This window comes from Mumia sp., assembly GCF_028803055.1.
Lineage (GTDB): Bacteria > Actinomycetota > Actinomycetes > Propionibacteriales > Nocardioidaceae > Mumia.
The window spans coordinates 1-19,684 of the sequence record NZ_JARBCJ010000007.1 but is presented as its reverse complement, the minus strand read 5'-3'; the positions used below and the strand labels follow the sequence as shown (position 1 = coordinate 19,684).

The 19,684-nt window shown below is 70.8% G+C and carries 17 protein-coding genes; 13 read left to right on the top strand and 4 right to left on the bottom strand.

The annotated features are described in order from the left end of the window. Positions 1–9 precede the first annotated feature (9 nt). The 4 genes from narH to PV363_RS01535 are packed head-to-tail and all read left to right on the top strand — an operon-like array spanning position 10 to position 4,359. Positions 10–1,689 carry a nitrate reductase subunit beta gene (gene narH / locus PV363_RS01550; RefSeq protein WP_220342602.1) on the top strand — a complete coding sequence of 560 codons (1,680 nt, stop codon included), beginning with the start codon at positions 10–12 and terminating at the stop codon, positions 1,687–1,689. Next, positions 1,686–2,357, top strand: coding sequence for a nitrate reductase molybdenum cofactor assembly chaperone (gene narJ, locus PV363_RS01545; protein WP_220366697.1), 672 nt, complete (start codon positions 1,686–1,688; stop codon positions 2,355–2,357). Before narH ends, narJ begins: the two co-directional genes overlap by 4 nt. Beyond that, a complete protein-coding gene (gene narI / locus PV363_RS01540) occupies positions 2,357–3,094 on the top strand; it encodes a respiratory nitrate reductase subunit gamma (RefSeq protein ID WP_220345574.1) in 738 nt (245 codons plus the stop codon). Before narJ ends, narI begins: the two co-directional genes overlap by 1 nt. Before the next feature lie 38 nt (positions 3,095–3,132). Continuing rightward, positions 3,133–4,359: an MFS transporter gene (locus PV363_RS01535; RefSeq protein ID WP_301021544.1), complete on the top strand. Its 1,227-nt coding sequence runs from the start codon at positions 3,133–3,135 to the stop codon at positions 4,357–4,359. A 12-nt stretch (positions 4,360–4,371) separates the two neighbouring features. Here the strand turns inward: PV363_RS01535 and PV363_RS01530 are convergent, their stop codons facing one another. Continuing rightward, positions 4,372–5,166, bottom strand: a complete 795-nt coding sequence (locus tag PV363_RS01530) for an alpha/beta fold hydrolase (RefSeq protein ID WP_301021543.1) — start codon at positions 5,164–5,166, stop codon at positions 4,372–4,374. Between the two features lie 111 nt (positions 5,167–5,277). On the opposite strand from PV363_RS01530, the gene PV363_RS01525 reads away from it, so the two are divergent. The 7 genes from PV363_RS01525 to PV363_RS01495 all read left to right on the top strand — a co-directional run bounded on the left by PV363_RS01525 (position 5,278) and on the right by PV363_RS01495 (position 13,418). Continuing rightward, positions 5,278–6,507, top strand: a complete 1,230-nt coding sequence (locus PV363_RS01525; RefSeq protein ID WP_301021542.1) for a CaiB/BaiF CoA-transferase family protein — start codon at positions 5,278–5,280, stop codon at positions 6,505–6,507. 25 nt (positions 6,508–6,532) lie between these two features. Then, entirely contained in the window at positions 6,533–7,675 is a 1,143-nt protein-coding gene (locus tag PV363_RS01520; protein ID WP_301021541.1) for an acyl-CoA dehydrogenase family protein, read from the top strand. Positions 7,676–7,713: 38 nt separating this feature from the next. Then, complete coding sequence (locus tag PV363_RS01515; RefSeq protein WP_220342595.1) at positions 7,714–8,133, top strand: universal stress protein; 420 nt, start codon at positions 7,714–7,716, stop codon at positions 8,131–8,133. A gap of 31 nt (positions 8,134–8,164) precedes the next feature. After that, positions 8,165–8,881: a MerR family transcriptional regulator gene (locus PV363_RS01510; RefSeq protein WP_301021540.1), complete on the top strand. Its 717-nt coding sequence runs from the start codon at positions 8,165–8,167 to the stop codon at positions 8,879–8,881. 41 nt (positions 8,882–8,922) lie between these two features. Next, positions 8,923–9,834: an alpha/beta hydrolase gene (locus tag PV363_RS01505; protein ID WP_301021539.1), complete on the top strand. Its 912-nt coding sequence runs from the start codon at positions 8,923–8,925 to the stop codon at positions 9,832–9,834. A 113-nt stretch (positions 9,835–9,947) separates the two neighbouring features. Beyond that, positions 9,948–11,159: an acetyl-CoA C-acetyltransferase gene (locus PV363_RS01500; protein WP_220342592.1), complete on the top strand. Its 1,212-nt coding sequence runs from the start codon at positions 9,948–9,950 to the stop codon at positions 11,157–11,159. Between the two features lie 57 nt (positions 11,160–11,216). Beyond that, positions 11,217–13,418, top strand: coding sequence for a 3-hydroxyacyl-CoA dehydrogenase NAD-binding domain-containing protein (locus tag PV363_RS01495; RefSeq protein ID WP_220342591.1), 2,202 nt, complete (start codon positions 11,217–11,219; stop codon positions 13,416–13,418). A 26-nt stretch (positions 13,419–13,444) separates the two neighbouring features. Here the strand turns inward: PV363_RS01495 and PV363_RS01490 are convergent, their stop codons facing one another. Together PV363_RS01490 and PV363_RS01485 are read right to left on the bottom strand one after the other, a co-directional pair. Beyond that, positions 13,445–14,317 carry a cytochrome c oxidase assembly protein gene (locus PV363_RS01490; protein WP_301021538.1) on the bottom strand — a complete coding sequence of 291 codons (873 nt, stop codon included), beginning with the start codon at positions 14,315–14,317 and terminating at the stop codon, positions 13,445–13,447. Next, the gene (locus PV363_RS01485; protein ID WP_220345569.1) at positions 14,314–14,871 is read right to left on the bottom strand and encodes a DUF2243 domain-containing protein; all 558 of its coding nucleotides are present in this window, start codon (positions 14,869–14,871) and stop codon (positions 14,314–14,316) included. Before PV363_RS01485 ends, PV363_RS01490 begins: the two co-directional genes overlap by 4 nt. Positions 14,872–15,016: 145 nt before the next feature. On the opposite strand from PV363_RS01485, the gene PV363_RS01480 reads away from it, so the two are divergent. Together PV363_RS01480 and PV363_RS01475 are read left to right on the top strand one after the other, a co-directional pair. Next, positions 15,017–16,438, top strand: coding sequence for an amino acid permease (locus PV363_RS01480; protein ID WP_301021537.1), 1,422 nt, complete (start codon positions 15,017–15,019; stop codon positions 16,436–16,438). Beyond that, positions 16,435–17,319 (top strand): universal stress protein, encoded by an 885-nt coding sequence (locus PV363_RS01475; protein ID WP_220366702.1) that lies wholly within the window; start codon positions 16,435–16,437, stop codon positions 17,317–17,319. Before PV363_RS01480 ends, PV363_RS01475 begins: the two co-directional genes overlap by 4 nt. A 51-nt stretch (positions 17,320–17,370) precedes the next feature. Here the strand turns inward: PV363_RS01475 and PV363_RS01470 are convergent, their stop codons facing one another. Continuing rightward, positions 17,371–19,515 (bottom strand): CoA transferase, encoded by a 2,145-nt coding sequence (locus tag PV363_RS01470; RefSeq protein WP_301021536.1) that lies wholly within the window; start codon positions 19,513–19,515, stop codon positions 17,371–17,373. Positions 19,516–19,684 lie beyond the last annotated feature (169 nt).

Here is a 19,684-nt window from a genome sequence, read left to right as displayed (position 1 = left end):
CGAGAACCGATGAAGGTCATGGCGCAGGTCGCGATGGTGATGAACCTCGACAAGTGCATCGGCTGCCACACCTGCTCGGTCACGTGCAAGCAGGCGTGGACCAACCGCAGCGGCGTCGAGTACGTCTGGTTCAACAACGTGGAGACCCGACCCGGTCAGGGCTATCCCCGCCGGTACGAGGACCAGGAGCGCTGGCGGGGCGGCTGGGTACGCAACCGTCGTGGGCGGCTCTCGCTGCGCACCGGCGGACGCGCCCGACGGCTGTTCACCATCTTCGCCAGCCCGGTCCAGCCCGAGCTGTCGGACTACTACGAGCCCTGGACCTACGACTACGAGAACCTCACCCGCGCGCCGCTGGGTGACGACTTCCCCGTGGCGCGCCCCAAGTCGCTGATCACCGGCAAGGACATGGCGATCACCTGGTCGGCGAACTGGGACGACAACCTCGGCGGTGGGCCGGAGTCGGTGCTGCAGGACCCGATGGTCGAGAAGGTGCGCCGCGAGTCCGAGGACAAGATCCGTTTCGACCTCGAGCGGACCTTCATGTTCTACCTGCCGCGGATCTGCGAGCACTGCCTCAACCCGTCGTGCATGGCGTCGTGCCCGAGCGGTGCGATCTACAAGCGGTCCGAGGACGGGATCGTGCTCGTGGACCAGGACCGGTGCCGGGGCTGGCGGCAGTGCATCACCGGCTGCCCGTACAAGAAGATGTACTTCAACCACAAGTCGGGCAAGGCCGAGAAGTGCACCTTCTGCTATCCGCGGGTGGAGGTCGGCATCCCGACGGTGTGCGCCGAGACCTGCGTCGGACGGCTGCGCTACATCGGCGTCTTCCTCTACGACGCCGACCGCGTCACCGAGGCCGCGTCCGTCGAGGACGAGCAGCAGCTCTACCAGGCGCAGCTCGACCTCATGCTCGACGCCGACGACCCGCAGGTCCGTGCGCAGGCCCGGGCCGACGGGATCCCGGAGGACTGGATCGAGGGCGCGAGCCGCTCACCGGTCTACGCGCTGGCCAAGCGCTACAAGGTCGCGCTGCCGCTGCATCCGGAGTACCGGACGATGCCGATGGTCTGGTACGTCCCGCCGCTGTCGCCGATCGTCGACCTGCTGGCCGACCAGGGGCACGACGCGGAGGACGAGCGCACGCTGTTCGGGGCGATCGAGGCGCTGCGCATCCCCGTCGAGTACCTCGCCGAGCTCTTCACCGCCGGGGACACCGACGTGATCACCGGCGTCTTGCGCAAGCTGGCCGCGATGCGGTCCTACATGCGCGGGATCAACCTCGGCAAGGTCCCTGACGGCACGATCCCGGCGTCGGTCGACATGTCCGAGGAGGACATGTACGAGATGTACCGCCTGATGGCGATCGCCAAGTACGACGAGCGGTACGTGATCCCGACGGCACACGCCGAGCAGGCCCACGACCTCGAGGAGCTCGGCTGCTCGCTCGACTTCGAGGAAGGGCCGGGCATGTACGAGTCGGGGGCGGTCGGCGAGGCGAGCGGACGGCCGGTGCCGATGGCGGTCGAGAACTTCCACGCGCTCAGGCAGCGTCAGGGAACCGACACCGTGGCCGCCCCGGACCCCTCGAGCAGCGGCCAGGTGAACCTCCTGAACTGGGACGGCCGCGGCGCTCCGCAGGGGATGTTCCCGCCTCCGGCGACCGACCGGGAGGACGTCCCATGACCGACCACCGGGTCGCGCACCGCAGCGCCGCGCTGCTCCTCGCCTATCCCGACGAACGGCTCGTCGAACGCCTCCCGCTGATCCGCGCTGCGCTCGAGGAGCAGTCCGCCGGACGCGGTCGCACCGCGCGCCGCGCGCCGTACCGGCACCTCCTCGCCTTCATCGACGTCATCGAGGAGACCCCGGTGCAGGCGCTGGCGCGCCGGTACGTCGAGGTCTTCGACCTGGACCGCAAGCATCCGCTCTACCTCTCCTACTTCACCGACGGAGACACGCGGCGCCGTGGCGAGGTGCTCGCGGGGTTCAAGCAGGCCTACCGCGACTCCGGACTGCTCGTGGACACCCACGGCGAGCTCCCCGACTACCTGCCGATGGTGCTGGAGCTGGCGGCGCACGACCCGGAGCGCGGCGGCGAGCTCCTCGAGCGCTACCGGCCGAGCGTGGAGCTGCTGCGGCTGGCGCTCGAGCAGACCGCCGGCAAGGACGAGCCCGGGGCGACGCCCACCCCGTGGGCGCACGTGCTGCGCGGGGTGTGCGCGACGTACGACGGCCCGGGACCGCAGGACCGCGCCGCCGCGATGGCGATGGCGGGGCCACCCACGGAGACGGTCGGGCTCGACTCCTACGACCCCCGTCTCCTGCCGATGTCGGACTCCGGAGGTCACTGATGGACGTCGTCCTGTGGGGGGTCATCCCGTACCTGGTCCTCGCGACCTTCGTCGGCGGGCTGATCTGGCGCTACCGCTACGACCAGTTCGGCTGGACCACCCGGTCCTCCCAGCTCTACGAGTCGGCGCTGCTGCGCATCGCGTCCCCGCTGTTCCACTTCGGGATCCTCGTCGTGGTGATCGGGCACGTCATCGGGCTGCTCGTCCCGGAGGCGTGGACCGACGCCATCGGCGTCAGCGAAAGCGAGTACCACGCGATGGCGCTGTCGCTCGGGACGATCGCCGGTCTCGCCACGCTCGTCGGCGTCGTCATGCTGATCTATCGCCGGCGCAAGACCGGGCCGGTGTTCATGGCCACCACCAAGAACGACAAGACGATGTACGTCGTGCTGGTCGCGGCGATCGTCGCGGGGCTCGTGACCACCGGCGTGAGCGTGTTCGACACCAACGTCACCGACTACCGGCACACGGTGTCGCCCTGGTTCCGGAGCCTGTTCGTCCTCCAGCCGGACGTCGACGCGATGGCGGCCGCGTCCACGTCGTTCCACGTGCACACGCTGGTCGGCCTGGCGCTCTTCGCGATCTGGCCGTTCACGCGGCTGGTGCATGCGTTCACGGCGCCGGTCCACTACCTGTTCCGCCCCTACATCGTCTATCGCAGCCGCGACGACGTCTCCGCAACCCGCGCGCCGCGGCCGGGCTGGGAGCCCGTCGGCACACCGGACCGCGACCGCTGACCGGCCGACCAGGCCGTGGATCACCGAAAGGCACCGCGATGAGCACCGCCACCGACGCACCTGCTCTCCCGAGGGCCGCCCAGACCCGCAACCTGATCCTCGCCACCTGGGCGTTCGCGATCAGCTTCTGGGCGTGGAACATGATCGGGCCGCTCGCGGCCCGCTACGCCGGCGACATGGACCTGAGCTCCACGCAGAAGTCGCTCGCGGTCGCGGTCCCCGTGATCGTCGGGTCGCTGGGCCGGATCGCGGCCGGCACGCTCACCGACAAGTACGGCGGCCGGCTGATGTTCACCGTCCTGCTCGTCGCGACGGCGCCGTTCGTGGTCCTCGTCGCGGTGGCAGGCAACGCCGACTCCTACGCCCTGCTTCTCGTCTTCGGGTTCTTCCTCGGCATCGGCGGCACGACGTTCGCGGTCGGCATCCCTACGGTGAAGGCGTGGTACGAGAAGCCGCGCCAGGGCTTCGCGACCGGCCTGTTCGGTGCGGGCATGGGTGGCACGGCGCTGTCGTCGTTCTTCACCCCGCGCTTCGTGGACTGGTTCGGCTACATGGCGACGCACGTGATCCTCGCCGTCGCCCTGCTGGCGACGGCCGCGGCGTGCTGGGCGTTCATGCGGGACTCCCCACGCTGGAGCCCGGCGGCGGACAAGGCCGGACCCAAGCTCCTGGCGGCGCTCAAGGAGCCGGTGACCTGGCAGATGTCCCTGCTCTACGCGATCGTGTTCGGCGGGTTCGTGGCGTTCTCCACGTATCTGCCCACCTATCTCGGCGACGTGACGACCTACGGGTACGGCCTCACGGAGGCCGGTGAGCGGACGGCGGGGTTTGCGCTGGCGGCCGTGATCGCGCGTCCCGTCGGCGGTGCACTGTCGGACAGGTTGGGGCCGCGGTTCGTCACCCTCGTCTCGCTCGCCGGCACCGCGGTGATGGCCGTGGTGCTCGCCCTGCGTCCCGAGCCGGAGTGGCCGGCCGGTCTCGCCTTCGTGGCGATGGCGGCGTTCCTGGGGCTCGGGTCGGGGTCGGTGTTCGCGTGGGTCGCCCAGCGCGCCCCGGCCGACAAGACCGGCTCGGTCACCGGGATCGTCGGTGCCGCCGGTGGTCTCGGTGGCTTCTTCCCGCCGCTGGTGATGGGTGCGACCTACAACGAGGAGGACCACACCTACACGGTCGGGCTCACGCTGCTCTGCATCACGGCGGCGCTGGTGTTCCTGTTCACCCTGGTCGGGCTTCGCGAGCGGCCGGGTGGCCGCCGCAAGGCGTGATCCGTACGCCGGTCAGGCCGCAACCGGCGAGACTCCGCGCGTGCGCTCGAGGATCACTGCGGCGACGAGGTCGGGGTCGTCGATCATCGGGACGTGGCCGCAGCCGGGGAGGGCCACGTGCGTCGCCGTCGGGAGCCGTCGACGTGCCTCCTGCGCCTGGGACGGGAGGAGGATGCGGTCCTTCGCCCCCCAGGCCACCGTCGTCGGGACCGACGGCCGGCCGCGGTAGTGGTAGCGCGCCCCCGACCGAAGCACCCGGACGAAGGCGTCGGCGTCGCGCAGGGCGAAGGTGTCGCCGAGGAAGTCGTCGGCGGTGATCCGCCCCGGGTGGGCGAACAGCGACGACATCGCCGCCGCCCGGGTCCAGCGGCGGGTCGAGATGCGGCGGACGAACGGCTCGGGAAGGCGGGAGGTGCCCTTCAGCCCGAGCAATACCGCGAACGCCCAGGCGCGGCCGGGCTCGGTCCAGAACCCGGCGGGAGAGAGCGCCGTCGCGGTACGCACGGAGCCGCGGGCAGCGAGCTCGAGGGCCAGGGCGCCACCGAGGGAGTTGCCGACGACGTGGGGCCGGTCGATCCCGACGGCGGCGAAGAAGTCGGCCAGCGCCTCGGTGAGCTGGTCCATGCCGTCGCGCCTGCTCCTCGGGAGGGCCCGCGACGCGCCGAAACCGGGGAGGTCCAGAGCGACGACGTCGTGGTGCGCGGCGAGCCGTGACAGCACGGGGTTCCACGCCTCCTTGCGGTGACCGATCCCGTGGAGGAGGACGAGCGGCTCACCGGAGCCCTGCCTGCTGTAGACGACGCTCATCGACGCTCTCCTGTCACGCGGGATGTGACATCGGACGTGTCACACTCGGCGAGCGTAGCCGCAGGTGGCGCGCGCTTGCCACTCTGACAGTCCTACTGTCACAATCAGGGCGTGACCGACACCACACCGCCGTCCGGCCCGCTGTCCGGCCCGCTGTCCGGCCCGCTGTCCGGCCCGCTGTCCGGCCTCAGGGTCGTGGAGATCGCGGGGATCGGCCCCGGCCCCTTCGCCGCGATGCTCCTCGCCGACCTTGGCGCGGACGTCGTCCGTGTGGACCGGGTGTCGCCGGGAGGCCTCCAGTCGCTGCCGCAGGAGCGTGACGTCCTCGCCCGCGGTCGCCGTACGGTCGCGATCGACCTCAAGCAGCCCGACGGTGTCGCCGTCCTGCTCGAGCTGGTCGAGCGTGCCGACGTGCTGGTCGAGGGCTTCCGGCCCGGCGTCGCCGAGCGGCTCGGCTTCGGCCCCGACGTCTGCCTCGAGCGCAACCCTCGGCTGGTCTACGGACGCATGACGGGGTGGGGCCAGGACGGCCCGCTCGCCTCGAGCGCCGGGCACGACGTCAACTACGTCGCCGTCTCCGGGGCGCTCGACCCGATCGGCCGCGCGGGCGGGCCCCCGCAGATCCCGATGAACCTGCTCGGCGACTTCGCGGGTGGCTCGCTCTACCTCGTCGTCGGCCTCCTCGCCGCTCTCCTCGAGGCACGCACCTCCGGCCGCGGCCAGGTCGTCGACGCCGCGATCGTCGACGGCACGGCGCACCTGCTCACGATGATCACCAACCTCCAGCAGGTCGGCGCCTGGAACGATGCCCGCGGCACCAACCTCCTCGACAGCGGTGCGCCGTTCTACGACGTGTACGAGACCTCCGACGGACGCTGGATGTCCGTGGGCGCGCTGGAGCCGCAGTTCTATGCGGAGATGGTGCGGCTGCTCGGCCTCGACGTGCCGGCCGACGTGGCGCTGCCCGACTCACCGCTGCCCGACCGCAACGACCCTCGCGTCTGGCCGGAGCTGCGCGCCCGCCTGGCGGCCCGCTTCGCCGAGCGCACGCAGGCCGAGTGGGCGGAGGTCTTCGAGGGCACGGACGCGTGCGTGGCGCCCGTGGTCCCGATGCGCGACGCACCCCAGCACCCGCACCTCGCCGCGCGCGGCACGTACGTCGAGCACGACGGCGTCGTCCAGGCGGCGCCCGCACCGCGGTTCTCGCGGACTCCGGCCACCCTGGGGCGTCCCCCCGCCCGGCCCGGGGCGCACACCCGCGAAGCCCTCGCCGCGTGGGGCGTCGGCGACGTCGACGCCCTCGTCGCGTCCGGCGCCGTCGTCCAGAACGATCCGTCCTAACCACGACACCACGAAGGGCCCGCCGATGCAGCGCACCATCTTCACCGAGGACCACGACGCGTTCCGCGACGCCTTCCGGACCTTCGTCGACAAGGAGATCAAGCCGTACCACGCACAGTGGGAGATCGACGGCATCGTCTCCCGCGACATGTGGCGGGCTGCCGGTCGGCAGGGCTTCCTCGGCTTCATGATGCCGGAGGAGCACGGCGGTGGCGGGGTCTCGGACTTCCGCTACAACGCGATCATCGACGAAGAGCTGGCGCGGGCGCACGCCAGCGGTGTCGGCTTCCCGCTGCACGTCGACCTCGTGTCGGGATACCTGCTGTCGTACGCGAACGAGGAGCAGAAGGCGCGCTGGCTGCCCGCGTTCTGCAGCGGCGAGTCGATCGCGGCGATCGCCATGACCGAGCCCGGCACCGGCTCGGACCTCCAGGCGATCGCGACCACGGCGATCGACCAGGGCGACCACTACCTCGTCAACGGCCAGAAGACCTTCATCTCCAACGGCATCCTCGCCGACCTCGTGATCGTCGCGGTCAAGACCGACCCGAGCGCGGGGGCGCGGGGCGTCTCGCTGATCGTGCTGGAGCGCGGCATGGAGGGCTTCGAGCGCGGTCGCAACCTCGACAAGCTCGGCCTCAAGGCGCAGGACACCGCCGAGCTCTTCTTCACCGACGTCAGGGTCCCCAAGGAGAACCTCCTCGGCGAGGAGGGCAACGGCTTCGTCTACCTGATGGAGAAGCTCCCTCAGGAGCGGCTCGCGATCTCGGTGGCCGCCGCCGCCGCGTGCCGCGCCGTCATCGACCTCACGTTGGAGTACGTCAAGGAGCGCAAGGCGTTCGGACGTCCGATCGGCTCCTTCCAGAACACCCGCTTCACCCTCGCCGAGCTCGAGACCGAGGCGCAGATCGCTCAGGTCTTCGTCGACCGCTCGATCATGGAGCTCAACGCCGGCACGCTCACCATCTCCGACGCGGCGATGGGCAAGTGGTGGACGACCGAGGTCCAGAAGAAGACGGTCGACCAGTGCCTCCAGCTCTTCGGCGGGTACGGCTTCATGAGCGAGTACCCGATCTCCAAGGCGTACGCGGACACGCGCATCCAGACCATCTACGGGGGCACGACCGAGATCATGAAGGAGATCATCGGCCGCACGATGGGTCTCTGAGGGTCGCCTGCCGGCCGCGCGTCCGACAGGATGGCGGCATGACTGAGTCTCCACAACGGACCGGGACGATCGTCGTCGGCAGCGACGGCTCGGCGGGAGCGCGACGCGCGCTCCACTGGGCGATGACGGAGGCCGACCTGCGGGGGGCGGCGGTGCAGGTCGTGATCACCGTCGATCCCGACCGATCGTCGGTCCGGACCATCGCCGAGGGCGAGCGCCTCGCGGCCGAGACGGCCGAGGTGGCCGCGCTCCACGACGGCGACGCCGAGGTGGCGGTCGGCGTCCACGAAGGGCTGCCGGTCGACGTCCTCCTGTCGGTCGCTGCTGGGGCGCAGCTGCTCGTGATCGGCAGCCACGGCACGTCCACGATCAGGCACAACGCCCTGGGCTCGGTCAGCGACGTCCTCGCCCGGACCGCCCCGTGCCCCGTCGTGATCCTGCCGATGGGGGTGGACTGACCAGAGCCGTCGAGCGGTCTATCGTGCGGACATGACCCCGACAGGACCGGACCGGATGTCGGTCGAGCAGCTCGCCGAGCGGGTCGGGATGAGCGTCCGTACGATCCGCTTCTACGCCGGCCGAGGGCTCATCCCGCCGCCGGTCCGCGAGGGGCGCAACGGGTTCTACGGTGCCGACCACCTGGTGCGGCTCGAGCTCGTGCGCGAGCTCCAGGCGCACGGCTTCACGCTCTCGGCCATCGAGGGATACCTCGAGCGCCTCTCGCCCACGGCCACGCCGGGCGACGTCGCGCTTCAACGCACGATGCTTGCGCCCTGGCTCTCCGACCTGCCCGAGACGGCCGACCGGGCGACGCTGGAGGCGCGCGCGGGCAGGCCGCTGTCCGACGACGACATCGAGCTGCTCGTCGCGCTGCGGGTGGTCGAGCCGACGCCCGACGAGGACGTCTTCCGAGTCTCGCCCGCCCACCTGTCGATCGGCATCGAGCTCATGGACCTCGGTCTCCCGCTCGACGGCGCCGTCGAGGCCGAGCGCATCTTCGAGACGCATGCCCGGGCGATCGCGGAGGAGCTGACCGAGGTCTTCCGCGACAAGGTGCTGCCGCACTACCGAGCGAGCGGCGAGTCGTCGGAGGCGATCGCGGCGATGGTCGAGCGCTTCAAGCCGCTCACGGTGCAAGCGCTCGTGACGGCCTACGAGAGCGCCGTCAACGAGACCAAGCGCGAGATCGTACGCCGCCGGTCGTAGGGTTCCGGAAGGATCACAGCTCGTCCTCCCCGAGGGGGCCCATGTCTTCGCAGACGACCGGTGCGGCGCCGGTCACCGCCGTACCCGCCTGGTTCTCCGCGGCGGTCGCGACGCCGTACCACCGCCACGACGTCGACGTGGCCGGCGCACGGATCGCCTACCGCACGTGGGGCGAGCCGGGGATGCCTGTGGTCGTGCTCGTGCACGGAGGCGCGGCGCACGCCGGCTGGTGGGACCACGTCGCCCCGTTCCTCGCGGCGTCGCACCGGGTCGCCGCGATCGATCTCTCCGGGCATGGCGACTCGCAGTGGCGACGGCAGTACGACCTCGCCACCTTCGCCGAGGAGGTGATGGCGGTCGCCGCGGCCGAGACGCCGTCCGGTGGTGCACAGGACGGCGTCTTGCCGGTCGTGATCGGGCACAGCATGGGCGGGTTCGTGAGCCTGACCGCGGCCCGTGACCACGGGTCACGGCTCGCTGGCGCCTGCGCGATCGACTCCCCGGTGCGCCAGATGTCGCCGGAGACCCGCGCGTGGAAGGAGTCCGGGCGGCACCTGCCCGGCAACAAGGTCTATCCCAGCTGGGACGAGATCGTGCGCCGTTTCCGTACGCTGCCGCCCGACGACGCGACCCTCCCGTACGTCCGTGAGCACGTGGCGGCGGGCTCGGTGCGCGAGGTGGAGGGCGGCTGGACCTGGAAGTTCGACCCGCACGTGTTCCTCAGCGCCCAGATGGAGCCCGCCGAGGTGGCCGAGACCGACTGCCCCACGGCCCTGGTCCGAGGGGAGCGGGGCATGGCGACCACCGACATCACGACAACGGTCGCCGAGCGGCTGGGCGGGCACGTTCCCGTCACCGTCGTCCCGGACGCGGGGCACCACATCATGCTCGACCAGCCGGTGGCCCTCGTGGCCGCGCTCCAGGTGCTCCTCGGGGAGTGGTCTCGCCACTGACCACCGCGGCAACACCATGACAGCGGTGGTGTCATAGTGGCCTTTAGGTATCATTGACACACTCGTTACTCGCAAGTAACTTTGTCGGGTCGTCAACGAATCGAAGGACCGCCATGACTGAGGCATTCATCTACGACGCGATCCGCACCCCCCGCGGGCGCGGCAAGAAGACCGGATCCCTGCACGAGGTGAAGCCCATCAGCCTCGTGACCGGGCTCCTCGAGGAGGTCCAGAAGCGCAACCCGACTCTGGATCCCGGCCAGGTCGAGGACCTCGTCCTCGGCTGCGTCACCCCTGTCGGCGACCAGGGCGCCGACATCGCCAAGACCGCCGCGCTCGCCGCGGGACTCCCCGACAGCGTCGCGGGCGTGCAGCTCAACCGCTTCTGCGCCTCGGGCCTCGAGGCGGTCAACCAGGCCGCGCAGCGCGTCCGGTCCGGCTGGGAGGACCTGATCCTCGCCGGCGGCGTCGAGTCGATGAGCCGCGTCCCGATGGCCGCCGACGGTGGCGCCTGGGCGATGGACCCGGCCACCGCGTTCGCGACCGACTTCGTGCCCCAGGGCATCGGCGCCGACCTGATCGCGACGATCGAGGGCTTCAGCCGCACCGACGTCGACACCTACGCCGCGGAGTCGCAGGCGCGTGCCGCCAAGGCGATCGCCAACGGCTACTTCGCCAAGTCGGTCGTCCCGGTGCAGGACGTCAACGGCCTCACGATCCTCGACCACGACGAGTTCGTGCGTCCGGGCACCACGGTCGAGTCGCTGTCCTCGCTCGCACCGTCGTTCGAGGCGATCGGCAACTTCGGCGGGTTCGACGCCGTCGCCCTCGAGAAGTACCACTCGGTCGAGAAGATCGACCACGTCCACCACGCCGGCAACAGCTCCGGCATCGTGGACGGTGCCGCGATCGTCGTGATCGGCAACGAGGAGGCGGGCCGGCGCAACGACCTCACCCCGCGCGCCCGGATCCTCGCGACCGCGGTCTCCGGCTCGGAGCCCACGATCATGCTCACCGGCCCTGCGCCGGCGACCCGCAAGGCTCTCGCGAAGGCGGGCCTCGAGGCGAGCGACATCGACCTGTACGAGATGAACGAGGCGTTCGCCGCGGTGGTGCTGCGCTTCATGCGGGACATGTCCGTCCCGCACGACATCGTCAACGTCAACGGTGGAGCGATCGCGATGGGCCACCCGCTCGGCGCGACCGGTGCGATGATCCTCGGCACCCTCGTCGACGAGCTCGAGCGACGCGACCAGCGCTACGGCGTCGCGACGCTGTGCGTCGGCGGCGGCATGGGCATCGCCACCGTCGTCGAGCGTCTCTGATCCCTCGCCCACCGACTCACCCTTTCTTGACGAGCAGAGTTCACGGAGCACACACGAATGACTGAGAACGCTACGACCACGGCGGCCGAGGCCGTCCGTTACGAACGCGGCGAGGACGGCATCGTCACCCTGGTCCTCGACGACCCGACCCAGAGCGCCAACACGATGAACGAGGCCTACCAGGCCTCGATGAAGGCGGCGGTCGACCGTCTCGTCGCTGAGAAGGACGACGTCACCGGCGTCGTCGTCACCAGCGGCAAGAGCACGTTCTTCGCCGGTGGCGACCTCAAGCTGATGACGCAGATGACCCCCGCGGACGCGCCTGTCGTGTTCGAGAGCGTCGAGGCGATGAAGGCCACGCTGCGCACGCTCGAGACGCTCGGCAAGCCGGTCGTCGCGGCGATCAACGGCGCGGCGCTCGGTGGCGGCCTGGAGATCGCTCTCGCGACCCACCGCCGCATCGCCGTCGAGGGCCGCTACGAGATCGGTCTGCCCGAGGTCACCCTGGGCCTGCTGCCCGCCGGCGGCGGCGTCACCCGCACCGTCCGGATGTTCGGCCTGCAGAAGGCCCTCATGGAGGTCCTCCTCCAGGGACCGCGCATGAAGCCCCAGCGCGCCCTCGAAACCGGTCTGATCGACCAGGTCGTCGCCACGCAGGACGACCTGGTCCCCGCCGCCAAGGCGTGGATCCTCGCCAACAAGGACGACGCCGAGGCCTTCACCCAGCCCTGGGACAAGAAGAGCTACCGGATGCCCGGTGGCACCCCCTCGTCGCCCAAGCTGGCGCAGTTCCTCCCGGCGTTCCCGTCCAACCTGCGCAAGCAGACCAAGGGCGCTCCGTTCAAGGCTCCGCGCAACATCATGTCGGCGGCCGTCGAGGGTGCGCAGGTCGACTTCGACACCGCCTCGCGCATCGAGTCGCGCTACTTCGTGGACCTGGTCACCGGCCAGCAGTTCAAGAACATGACGCAGGCGTTCTTCTTCGACCTCAACGCGATCAACGCCGGCGGCTCGCGTCCGGCGGGCATCGAGAAGACGAAGGCCACCAAGCTCGCCATCCTCGGTGCCGGCATGATGGGCGCCGGCGTCGCGTACGTCTCGGCCCGTGCGGGCATCGACGTCGTGCTCAAGGACATCTCGATCGAGGCGGCCGAGAAGGGCAAGGCCTACAGCACCAAGCTCCTCGACAAGCAGGTCGAGAAGGGGCGCCTGACGGCCGAGAAGCGCGACGAGATCCTCGGACGCATCCACCCGACGGCCGACTACGCCGAGCTCGAGGGATGCGACTTCGTCATCGAGGCCGTCTTCGAGTCGGTCGAGCTCAAGAAGCAGGTCTTCGGTGACCTCGAGCCGGTCGTGAAGCCCGACGCCCTGCTGGGGTCCAACACGTCGACGCTGCCGATCACGATCCTCGCCGACGGCGTCAAGCGTCCCGAGGACTTCATCGGGATCCACTTCTTCTCGCCGGTCGACAAGATGCCGCTGGTCGAGATCATCGTGGGCGAGAAGACCTCCGACGAGGCGATCGCCCGCGCGCTCGACTACGTCAAGCAGATCAAGAAGACGCCGATCGTCGTCAACGACAGCCGCGGCTTCTTCACCAGCCGCGTCTTCGGCACCCTCACGATGGAGGGCGCCGAGATGCTCGCCGAGGGCCTCGACCCGGTCTCGATCGAGCGCGCCGCGACGACGAAGGGCTTCCCGGCTCCGCCGCTGGCGATGATCGACGAGGTCACGCTGACCCTGCCGCAGAAGATCAACGGCGAGGCCAAGGCCGCCGCCGAGGGCGAGGGCAAGGCCTTCCCCGACAGCCCGGCGATGGACGTCATCAACACGCTCGTCGACCTCGACCGCAAGGGCAAGGCGGCCGGCGCGGGCTTCTACGAGTACCCCGCCGACGCCAAGAAGCACCTCTGGTCGGGACTCTCGCAGTTCCGCAAGGAGGGCGCGGAGATCCCGTGGGCCGACATGCAGGAGCGCTACACCTTCATCATGGCCATCGAGACGGTCCGCTGTCTCGAGGAGGGTGTGCTCCGCACCGTCGCCGACGCCAACATCGGCTCGATCTTCGGCATCGGCTTCCCGCCGGTCTACGGTGGTGCGCTGCAGTACATCAACGGCTACGAGGCTGCTGACGGCCGCATCGGCGTGCAGGCGTTCACCGAGCGGGCCCAGGAGCTCGCCGCGGCGTACGGCGAGCGCTTCACCCCGCCCGCACTGCTGCTCGAGAAGGCCGCGAAGGACGAGAAGTTCGTCTGAGCAGTCCGATCAGCGTGATCGCGTGATCAGCTGATCGCCACAGGGCCCCGGGACCGCACGGTCTCGGGGCCCTCGTGCGTCCGCGCCGGCTTCGTGCGCCAGGTGAGCAGGAGCGCGAGCGCCAGCATCAGCTCGACCAGGTCGCCGCCGAAGTACATCAGGTTCCCCGCGGCCTGCATCTCCGCCACGGGCTCGCGGACCTGCACCAGCAGGCCGGCGTACAGCAGCTGCGAGACCACGGCGTGGACGAGGATGGCGACCCCGAGCACCACGAGGCGCACGGGCACCGTGGCCCGGCCAGGCGCAGGGTCGGGACCGGCGATCACCCAGGCGAAGAGCAGGCCCGCCAGCAGCATGTGGAGATGGACGAGGCCGTGGACGGCGCCGTTGCGGGTGCTCAGGTCGTACAGCGGGGTGAAGTAGAGCAGCACGAGCCCACCGCTGCTGAGGACGAGCGCGACGACGGGTCGGGTCAGCACCCCGACGGGTCGAGACCGCAGGATCCGGCCCACGCGGACGGCTCCGGCGTGCGGGAGGGTACGCAGCAGCAGCGTGACGGGCGCGGCGAGCACCAGCAGGAGCGGGGCGAGCATGGCGATCAGGATGTGTTGCGCGGCGTGCCCGGCGAAGTCGTCGTCGGCATAGCGGTCGAACGCGGGGGAGAGGGCCAGCAGGAGCACCACCGAACCCGCGACGAAGGCCACGGTGCGGACGGTCGACCACCCGCGACGCCCGCGTTCGATCACAGCCGCGGCGACGTAGGCGAGGGCGAGGAGCGTGACGACGACCAGCGGGCCGGTCGTCAGGGCGACCTCGAGGAGCCGGCTGCCGACCCCGTCGTCGTGCGACGGCCCGTGCGCGAGCACGCCGGGGCCGGCCGCCGCGGTCAGCCGGCTCATGCCCGGTCGGCCACAGCCCGGTCGTCGGTGAACGTGGCGCCGCGCTGCAGCAGCCACCCGACGAGGACGAGCACCGCACCGAGGGCCAGGAACGCGAGGTCCCAGGCGAGCTCGTTCGGACCGCTCCGTACGTGGTGGATCCCGAGCAGGTGGTGGTCGACGATGCCCTCGACGAGGTTGAAGACGCCCCACCCGACGAGCACCCAGCCCCACAGCGCGCGCGAGGCCCACACCCGTCCGCGCGAGTGCTGGACGCGCGAGTAGAGGAGAGCCAGCCCGGTGAGGACCAGCACCCAGGTGACGGCGTGGAAGATGCCGTCCCACAGCGTGTTGATCTCGAGGCCGTGCACCGTGTTGGCCGGGTAGTAGGGCACACCGATGTTGTCGGTGTTGGTCGACGTCAGCAGGTGGTGCCACTGCAGGATCTGGTGCAGGAGGATTCCGTCGACGAACCCGCCGAGCCCGGCTCCCAGCACGATCCCGGGCAGGGCGAGCGACGGTGGACGGTCCGCGAGGGTCGCGTGCCCGTCGCGCGGGCTGGTGGACGTGGCCATCGGAATGGCGCCTCCTTCGGTCGGAGACCGTTCGGTACCCGAGCGCCGCGCGCACCATGCGTGACGCCGGTTACTGCCGTTCCGACGCCGTCCCGCCGCCGCACTCCGGCTTGCGGGGCGGTCGTGACCGTGCCTTTGATCGGTCATGGCCGAGTCGTTCGCCTCACAGATCTTCCGACGGATGCCGGTGGGTCGGCGGCCGCACGCCGAGGAGGGCCTCAAGCGCACGATCGGGCTCGTCCAGCTGATCGGCTTCGGGGTGGGGGCAACCGTCGGGACGGGCATCTTCTTCGTCCTCACCACCGCCGTCCCCGATGCCGGCCCGGCCGTGGTCGTGTCCTTCGTGATCGCCGCGGTCACCGCCGGGCTCACGGCGCTCTGCTACGCCGAGCTGGCCGGGAGCGTGCCGGTGTCGGGGTCGTCCTACTCGTACGCCTACGCCACCCTCGGCGAGGTCGTCGCGATGGTCGTGGCCGCCTGTCTCCTGCTTGAGTACGGGGTGTCGGCGTCAGCCGTGGCCGTCGGCTGGTCGGAGTACCTCAACCAGCTCCTCGACAACCTCTTCGGGGCCACCATCCCGCACGACCTGTCGTACGCCCCCGAGGCGGGTGGCATTGTGAACCTGCCGGCGATGGTCCTGGTCGGCCTTTGCGCGATGCTGCTGATCCGCGGCGCCAGCGAGTCGGCCATCGTCAACACCGTCATGGTGGCGATCAAGGTCGGTGTGCTGATCCTCTTCGTGGCGATCGCCGCCACGGGCTGGAGCACCGACAACCTGAGTGACTTCGCGCCGTTCGGCGTCGCGGGGATCCAGGCGGCGTCGGCGACGATCTTCTTCTCCTACATCGGGCTCGACGCCGTCTCGACCGCCGGGGACGAGGTCAAGGACCCGGCGCACACCATGCCGAGGGCCATCATCTGGTCGCTCCTCATCGTCTCGATCCTCTACGTCGCGGTGGCTCTGACCGCGGTCGCGGCGCAACCCTGGCAGGACTTCGAGGGACAGCAGGCCGGGCTCGCGCAGATCCTCGAGAACGTCACCGGGTCCACCTGGCCGAGCACGGTCCTCGCCGCAGGGGCCGTGATCTCGATCTTCAGCATCACCCTCGTCGTGATGTACGGCCAGACGCGCATCCTCTTCACCATGGGCCGCGACCGGATGCTGCCACCGATCTTCGCCCGGGTCAGCCCGCGGACCCTGACCCCCGTCCCGAACACGATCATCGTCGCGACCGTGGTCGCGATCATCGCCGGATTCATCCCGCTGGACTGGCTCTTGGACACGGTCAGCATCGGGACGCTGGTGGCGTTCATGGTGGTCGCGGCAGGTGTCATCATCCTGCGGCGACGCGCCCCCGACCTGGAGCGGACGTTCAAGGTGCCGTTCTACCCGGTGCTGCCGCTGCTCTCCATCGCCGCCTGCCTCTATGTGATCACGGGCCTGGACCTTGTCACGTGGCTGGTGTTCCTGGGATGGGTCTCGGTGGTCCTGATCTTCTACTTCGCCTACGGCTTCAAGCGCTCGACGCTGCGGAGCGCCGACGGGGACGAGGAGGCACGGTCATGACGGTGGTCGCGGCGGTCGGCCCGGACGGACGTGGCTCGAACGCCGTGCACCTCGCGGGCCGTCTCGCCGCGTCGACCGGGGAGGATCTGGTCCTCTGCTGCGTCGTGGCCGACGCGTGGGGACGGGGCACCGCAGCCTCCGGCGCTGACGCGGACTGGCGGCGGCACCTGGAGGCGATGGCCTCCGAGGCGGTGAGCAGTGCTCGCGAGGGCCTCCCTCCGGCGGTGGTCTCGGACGTCGTCGTCCGCGCCGCCCGGTCCGTCCCGCGCGCCCTGGTCGAGGAGGCGGAGCGCGTCGAGGCGTCGATGCTCGTGGTGGGCTCCTCGGGCGACGCGAGGATCGGTCATCTGGCGCTCGGCAGCGTGGCGAGCTGGCTGCTGCACCGCGCGCCGATGCCGGTGATGGTGGCGCCACGGGCCTTCTGGTCGGAGTGGAGCGACCGGGTCGAGCGGGTCGTGCTCGCCGTCGACTCCGACGAGGGCGTGGACTCGGCCGTCGGTGGCACGGTCGCCCTGGCGAAGCGGGCCGGCGTGGGGATCGCCCTGGTCACGTTCGGGGTACGGCGGGTGCCGGCGTTGCCGGACGGGGGAGGCCGTCGCGCCGACGACGACGTCTTCCGGGCGTGGCAGGAACGGGTCACCGCCGTCCAGGACCGTGCCGCGGCCCTGCTCGAGAGGGAGGGCGCCGAGGTCACCGACCTTCTGGTCGCGGTCGGCGACTCCTGGCGCAGCGCGGTCGACCGCGTCCGCTGGCTCGAGGGCGACCTGTTGGTGATGACGTCGAGCCGCGAAGGACCGCTGCGCCGGATCTTCCTCGGATCCAATGCGCCGCGGATCATGACGCGCGTCCCCGTCCCGGTGGTGACCCTGCCGCGCCGGTGACGCCGGTGACGCCGGTGACGCCGGCGGTGCCGGCGGCGCCGGGCTGCCCCGTCACCTCGGCGGCGCGGCCTCCGCAGCCTCGGCCGCGTCGAGCCAGGCGGCGACGGAGGCGTTGTGCTGTCCGAGCCGCGGCGGAGGCAGGTGGTGCTCGCGGCCGCCGGCGTACGCGTTGTCGTCGAGCCGCAAGGAGGGCCCGGGCAGCTGCACCGTGCCGAGACTCTCGTGCTCGACGTCGATCACGAGACCCTGCGAGAGCGTCTGGTCCCAGGTGTAGACGTCGTCGAGCGTCCTCACCTTGCCCGCCGGGACGCCGGCCTCGGCCAGCCGCGCCAGCCACGTCTCCGCACCCTCGTCGGCGAATCTCTCCTCCACCACCGCGGTGAGGTCGTCTCGACGCCGGACACGGTCCGGGTTCGTCGCGTACGGTGCGGCGGCAGGGTCGAGTCCGATCAACGGTGCGAACCGCGCCCACAGCCCTTCGCTGCCCACCGCGATCTGCACGGGGGCGTCGGCCGTACGGAACAGCCCGTACGGGGAGATCGAGGGGTGGTGGTTGCCCATCCCTCGCGGCACCTCGCCCGCGACGGTCCACCGGGTGCCCTGGAACGCGTGCACGCCGACGATGCTCGCGAGCAGGCTCGTGCGGACCACCCGTCCCCGCCCCGTGGTGTGGCGCTCGTGCAGCGCGGCCACCACCCCGTACGCGGCGTTCATGCCGGCCAGCAGGTCGCCGATCGGCACGCCCACCTTCGTGGGCTCCTCGGGCGAGGGGCCGGTGAGGCTCATCAGGCCGGCCTCGCCCTGCGCGATCTGGTCGTAGCCCGCGCGGCCGCCCTCGGGACCGTCGTGGCCGAAGCCCGTGATCGAGCAGACGACCAGGCGCGGGTTGAGCTCGTGGAGGTGCTCCTCGGAGAACCCGAGGCGCGCGAGCACACCGGGGCGGAAGTTCTCGAGGAGCACGTCGGACTGCCGGACCAACCGGGTGAGCAGCTCCTTGCCCTCGCTGCTCTTGAGGTCGGCCGTGACCGACTCCTTGTTGCGGTTGCACGAGAGGAAGTAGGTCGACTCCTCGTCTCCGGGCTCACCCACGAACGGCGGACCCCATCCGCGCGTGTCGTCACCGCCCGGCGACTCGACCTTGATCACCCGGGCGCCCAGGTCACCGAGCATCAGCGCCAGGGTCCGTTGGGCGACCAGCGGTGGGAACGACCCGGTGATGTCCTGGCGTGCGCGGAGCCGGTCGACGACGGCGGAGGCTCCCCCGACGACCGCCATCCGTACGGTCGGCCCGTGCGAGCGCTGGTAGCCCCGGACGAGCACGGTCTGGTCCGGCAACCAGCTGCCGACCGACCCCGCAGGCCCGGCGGCGAGACACGCCGCGGTGTCCTCCTCGACGATCAGCACCTCCCGCTCGGCAAGGACCGCGGCAAGCTCACGAGCGCGTTCGTCGGTGACGTGGTGCGCGAGGGGGTCGGCCATCCGCGGCTGGGTGACCACCATGCTCGGGCGCGTCGCGAGAGCACGTGCGAGCGCGTCGGGCAGCATGCCCGCGGCGTCGCACGGCACACGGACGATCTGCGCGCGGACCGCCGTCAGGACCGCCTGGGTCTCCGGCGAGCACGCCGACTCCACGACGACCCGGTCGCCCGGACGGACGACGAGGGCCGCGAGCTGGGCGAGTGCGTCGGCGAATCCCCAGGCGACCGCGAGGCCGTCGGGCACGAACGGCCAGCTGCCGACCGCCATCCGAGCGAGGTCGCCGTCGACCTCGCTCCTCTCGAACTGGTGCCAGGCAAGACCTTCGGCGGCCGCGAGGAGGTGAGGCGCGGGATCCGGGAGGAGGTCCACGTCGTACGCCGAGGCGACGAGGTCGATCCTCACCGGGAGCTCGGGAGGGAGCCCGGGCTCGGGGACCGGAAGGCTGAGGTCACGGACGAAGGTGCCGTTGCGCCCGTCGGAGCGTACGAGGCGCTCGTGGCGCAGGAGGGTCCAGGCGGTGGCGACCGTGGTCGCACCGACCTGCAGCGCGGCAGCCGTTGCACGGACGGTGGGCAGCCGTGAGCCGTCGGCGATCACGCCCTGCCGGATGAGTCGGGCGACGTGGTCGGCGATGCCGCGGGCGGACGGTTCGGTGACGCCTGCGGCGATCTCCGCGGCAGGCATCGAGGTGACCGGTCGACGATGCCTTCCTCCCATGACGAATTCTTAGCGTGCGTGGCAGCCGCGCGCCACCGGTGTCCGCACGCGGACCGCGTGTTGTTGCTAAGTCGGCACAATCCCGAACAATCGAGCGGCGCCCGTCGACGTGAATGCTCCTTAACGTGGGGCCACCTCGCCGCGGACCCGCGGCGGGTTACGTGGGAAG

Bases quoted from the DNA above. Each gene is read 5' to 3' on its own strand.
- PV363_RS01470 (WP_301021536.1), bottom strand. From the start codon at position 19,515: ATGGGAGGAAGGCATCGTCGACCGGTCACCTCGATGCCTGCCGCGGAG.
- PV363_RS01475 (WP_220366702.1), top strand. From the start codon at position 16,435: ATGACGGTGGTCGCGGCGGTCGGCCCGGACGGACGTGGCTCGAACGCC.
- PV363_RS01485 (WP_220345569.1), bottom strand. From the start codon at position 14,871: ATGGCCACGTCCACCAGCCCGCGCGACGGGCACGCGACCCTCGCGGAC.
- PV363_RS01535 (WP_301021544.1), top strand. From the start codon at position 3,133: ATGAGCACCGCCACCGACGCACCTGCTCTCCCGAGGGCCGCCCAGACC.
- PV363_RS01505 (WP_301021539.1), top strand. From the start codon at position 8,923: ATGTCTTCGCAGACGACCGGTGCGGCGCCGGTCACCGCCGTACCCGCC.
- PV363_RS01495 (WP_220342591.1), top strand. From the start codon at position 11,217: ATGACTGAGAACGCTACGACCACGGCGGCCGAGGCCGTCCGTTACGAA.
- narI (WP_220345574.1), top strand. From the start codon at position 2,357: ATGGACGTCGTCCTGTGGGGGGTCATCCCGTACCTGGTCCTCGCGACC.
- PV363_RS01490 (WP_301021538.1), bottom strand. From the start codon at position 14,317: ATGAGCCGGCTGACCGCGGCGGCCGGCCCCGGCGTGCTCGCGCACGGG.
- PV363_RS01515 (WP_220342595.1), top strand. From the start codon at position 7,714: ATGACTGAGTCTCCACAACGGACCGGGACGATCGTCGTCGGCAGCGAC.
- PV363_RS01500 (WP_220342592.1), top strand. From the start codon at position 9,948: ATGACTGAGGCATTCATCTACGACGCGATCCGCACCCCCCGCGGGCGC.
- PV363_RS01480 (WP_301021537.1), top strand. From the start codon at position 15,017: ATGGCCGAGTCGTTCGCCTCACAGATCTTCCGACGGATGCCGGTGGGT.
- narH (WP_220342602.1), top strand. From the start codon at position 10: ATGAAGGTCATGGCGCAGGTCGCGATGGTGATGAACCTCGACAAGTGC.
- PV363_RS01530 (WP_301021543.1), bottom strand. From the start codon at position 5,166: ATGAGCGTCGTCTACAGCAGGCAGGGCTCCGGTGAGCCGCTCGTCCTC.
- PV363_RS01510 (WP_301021540.1), top strand. From the start codon at position 8,165: ATGACCCCGACAGGACCGGACCGGATGTCGGTCGAGCAGCTCGCCGAG.
- narJ (WP_220366697.1), top strand. From the start codon at position 1,686: ATGACCGACCACCGGGTCGCGCACCGCAGCGCCGCGCTGCTCCTCGCC.
- PV363_RS01520 (WP_301021541.1), top strand. From the start codon at position 6,533: ATGCAGCGCACCATCTTCACCGAGGACCACGACGCGTTCCGCGACGCC.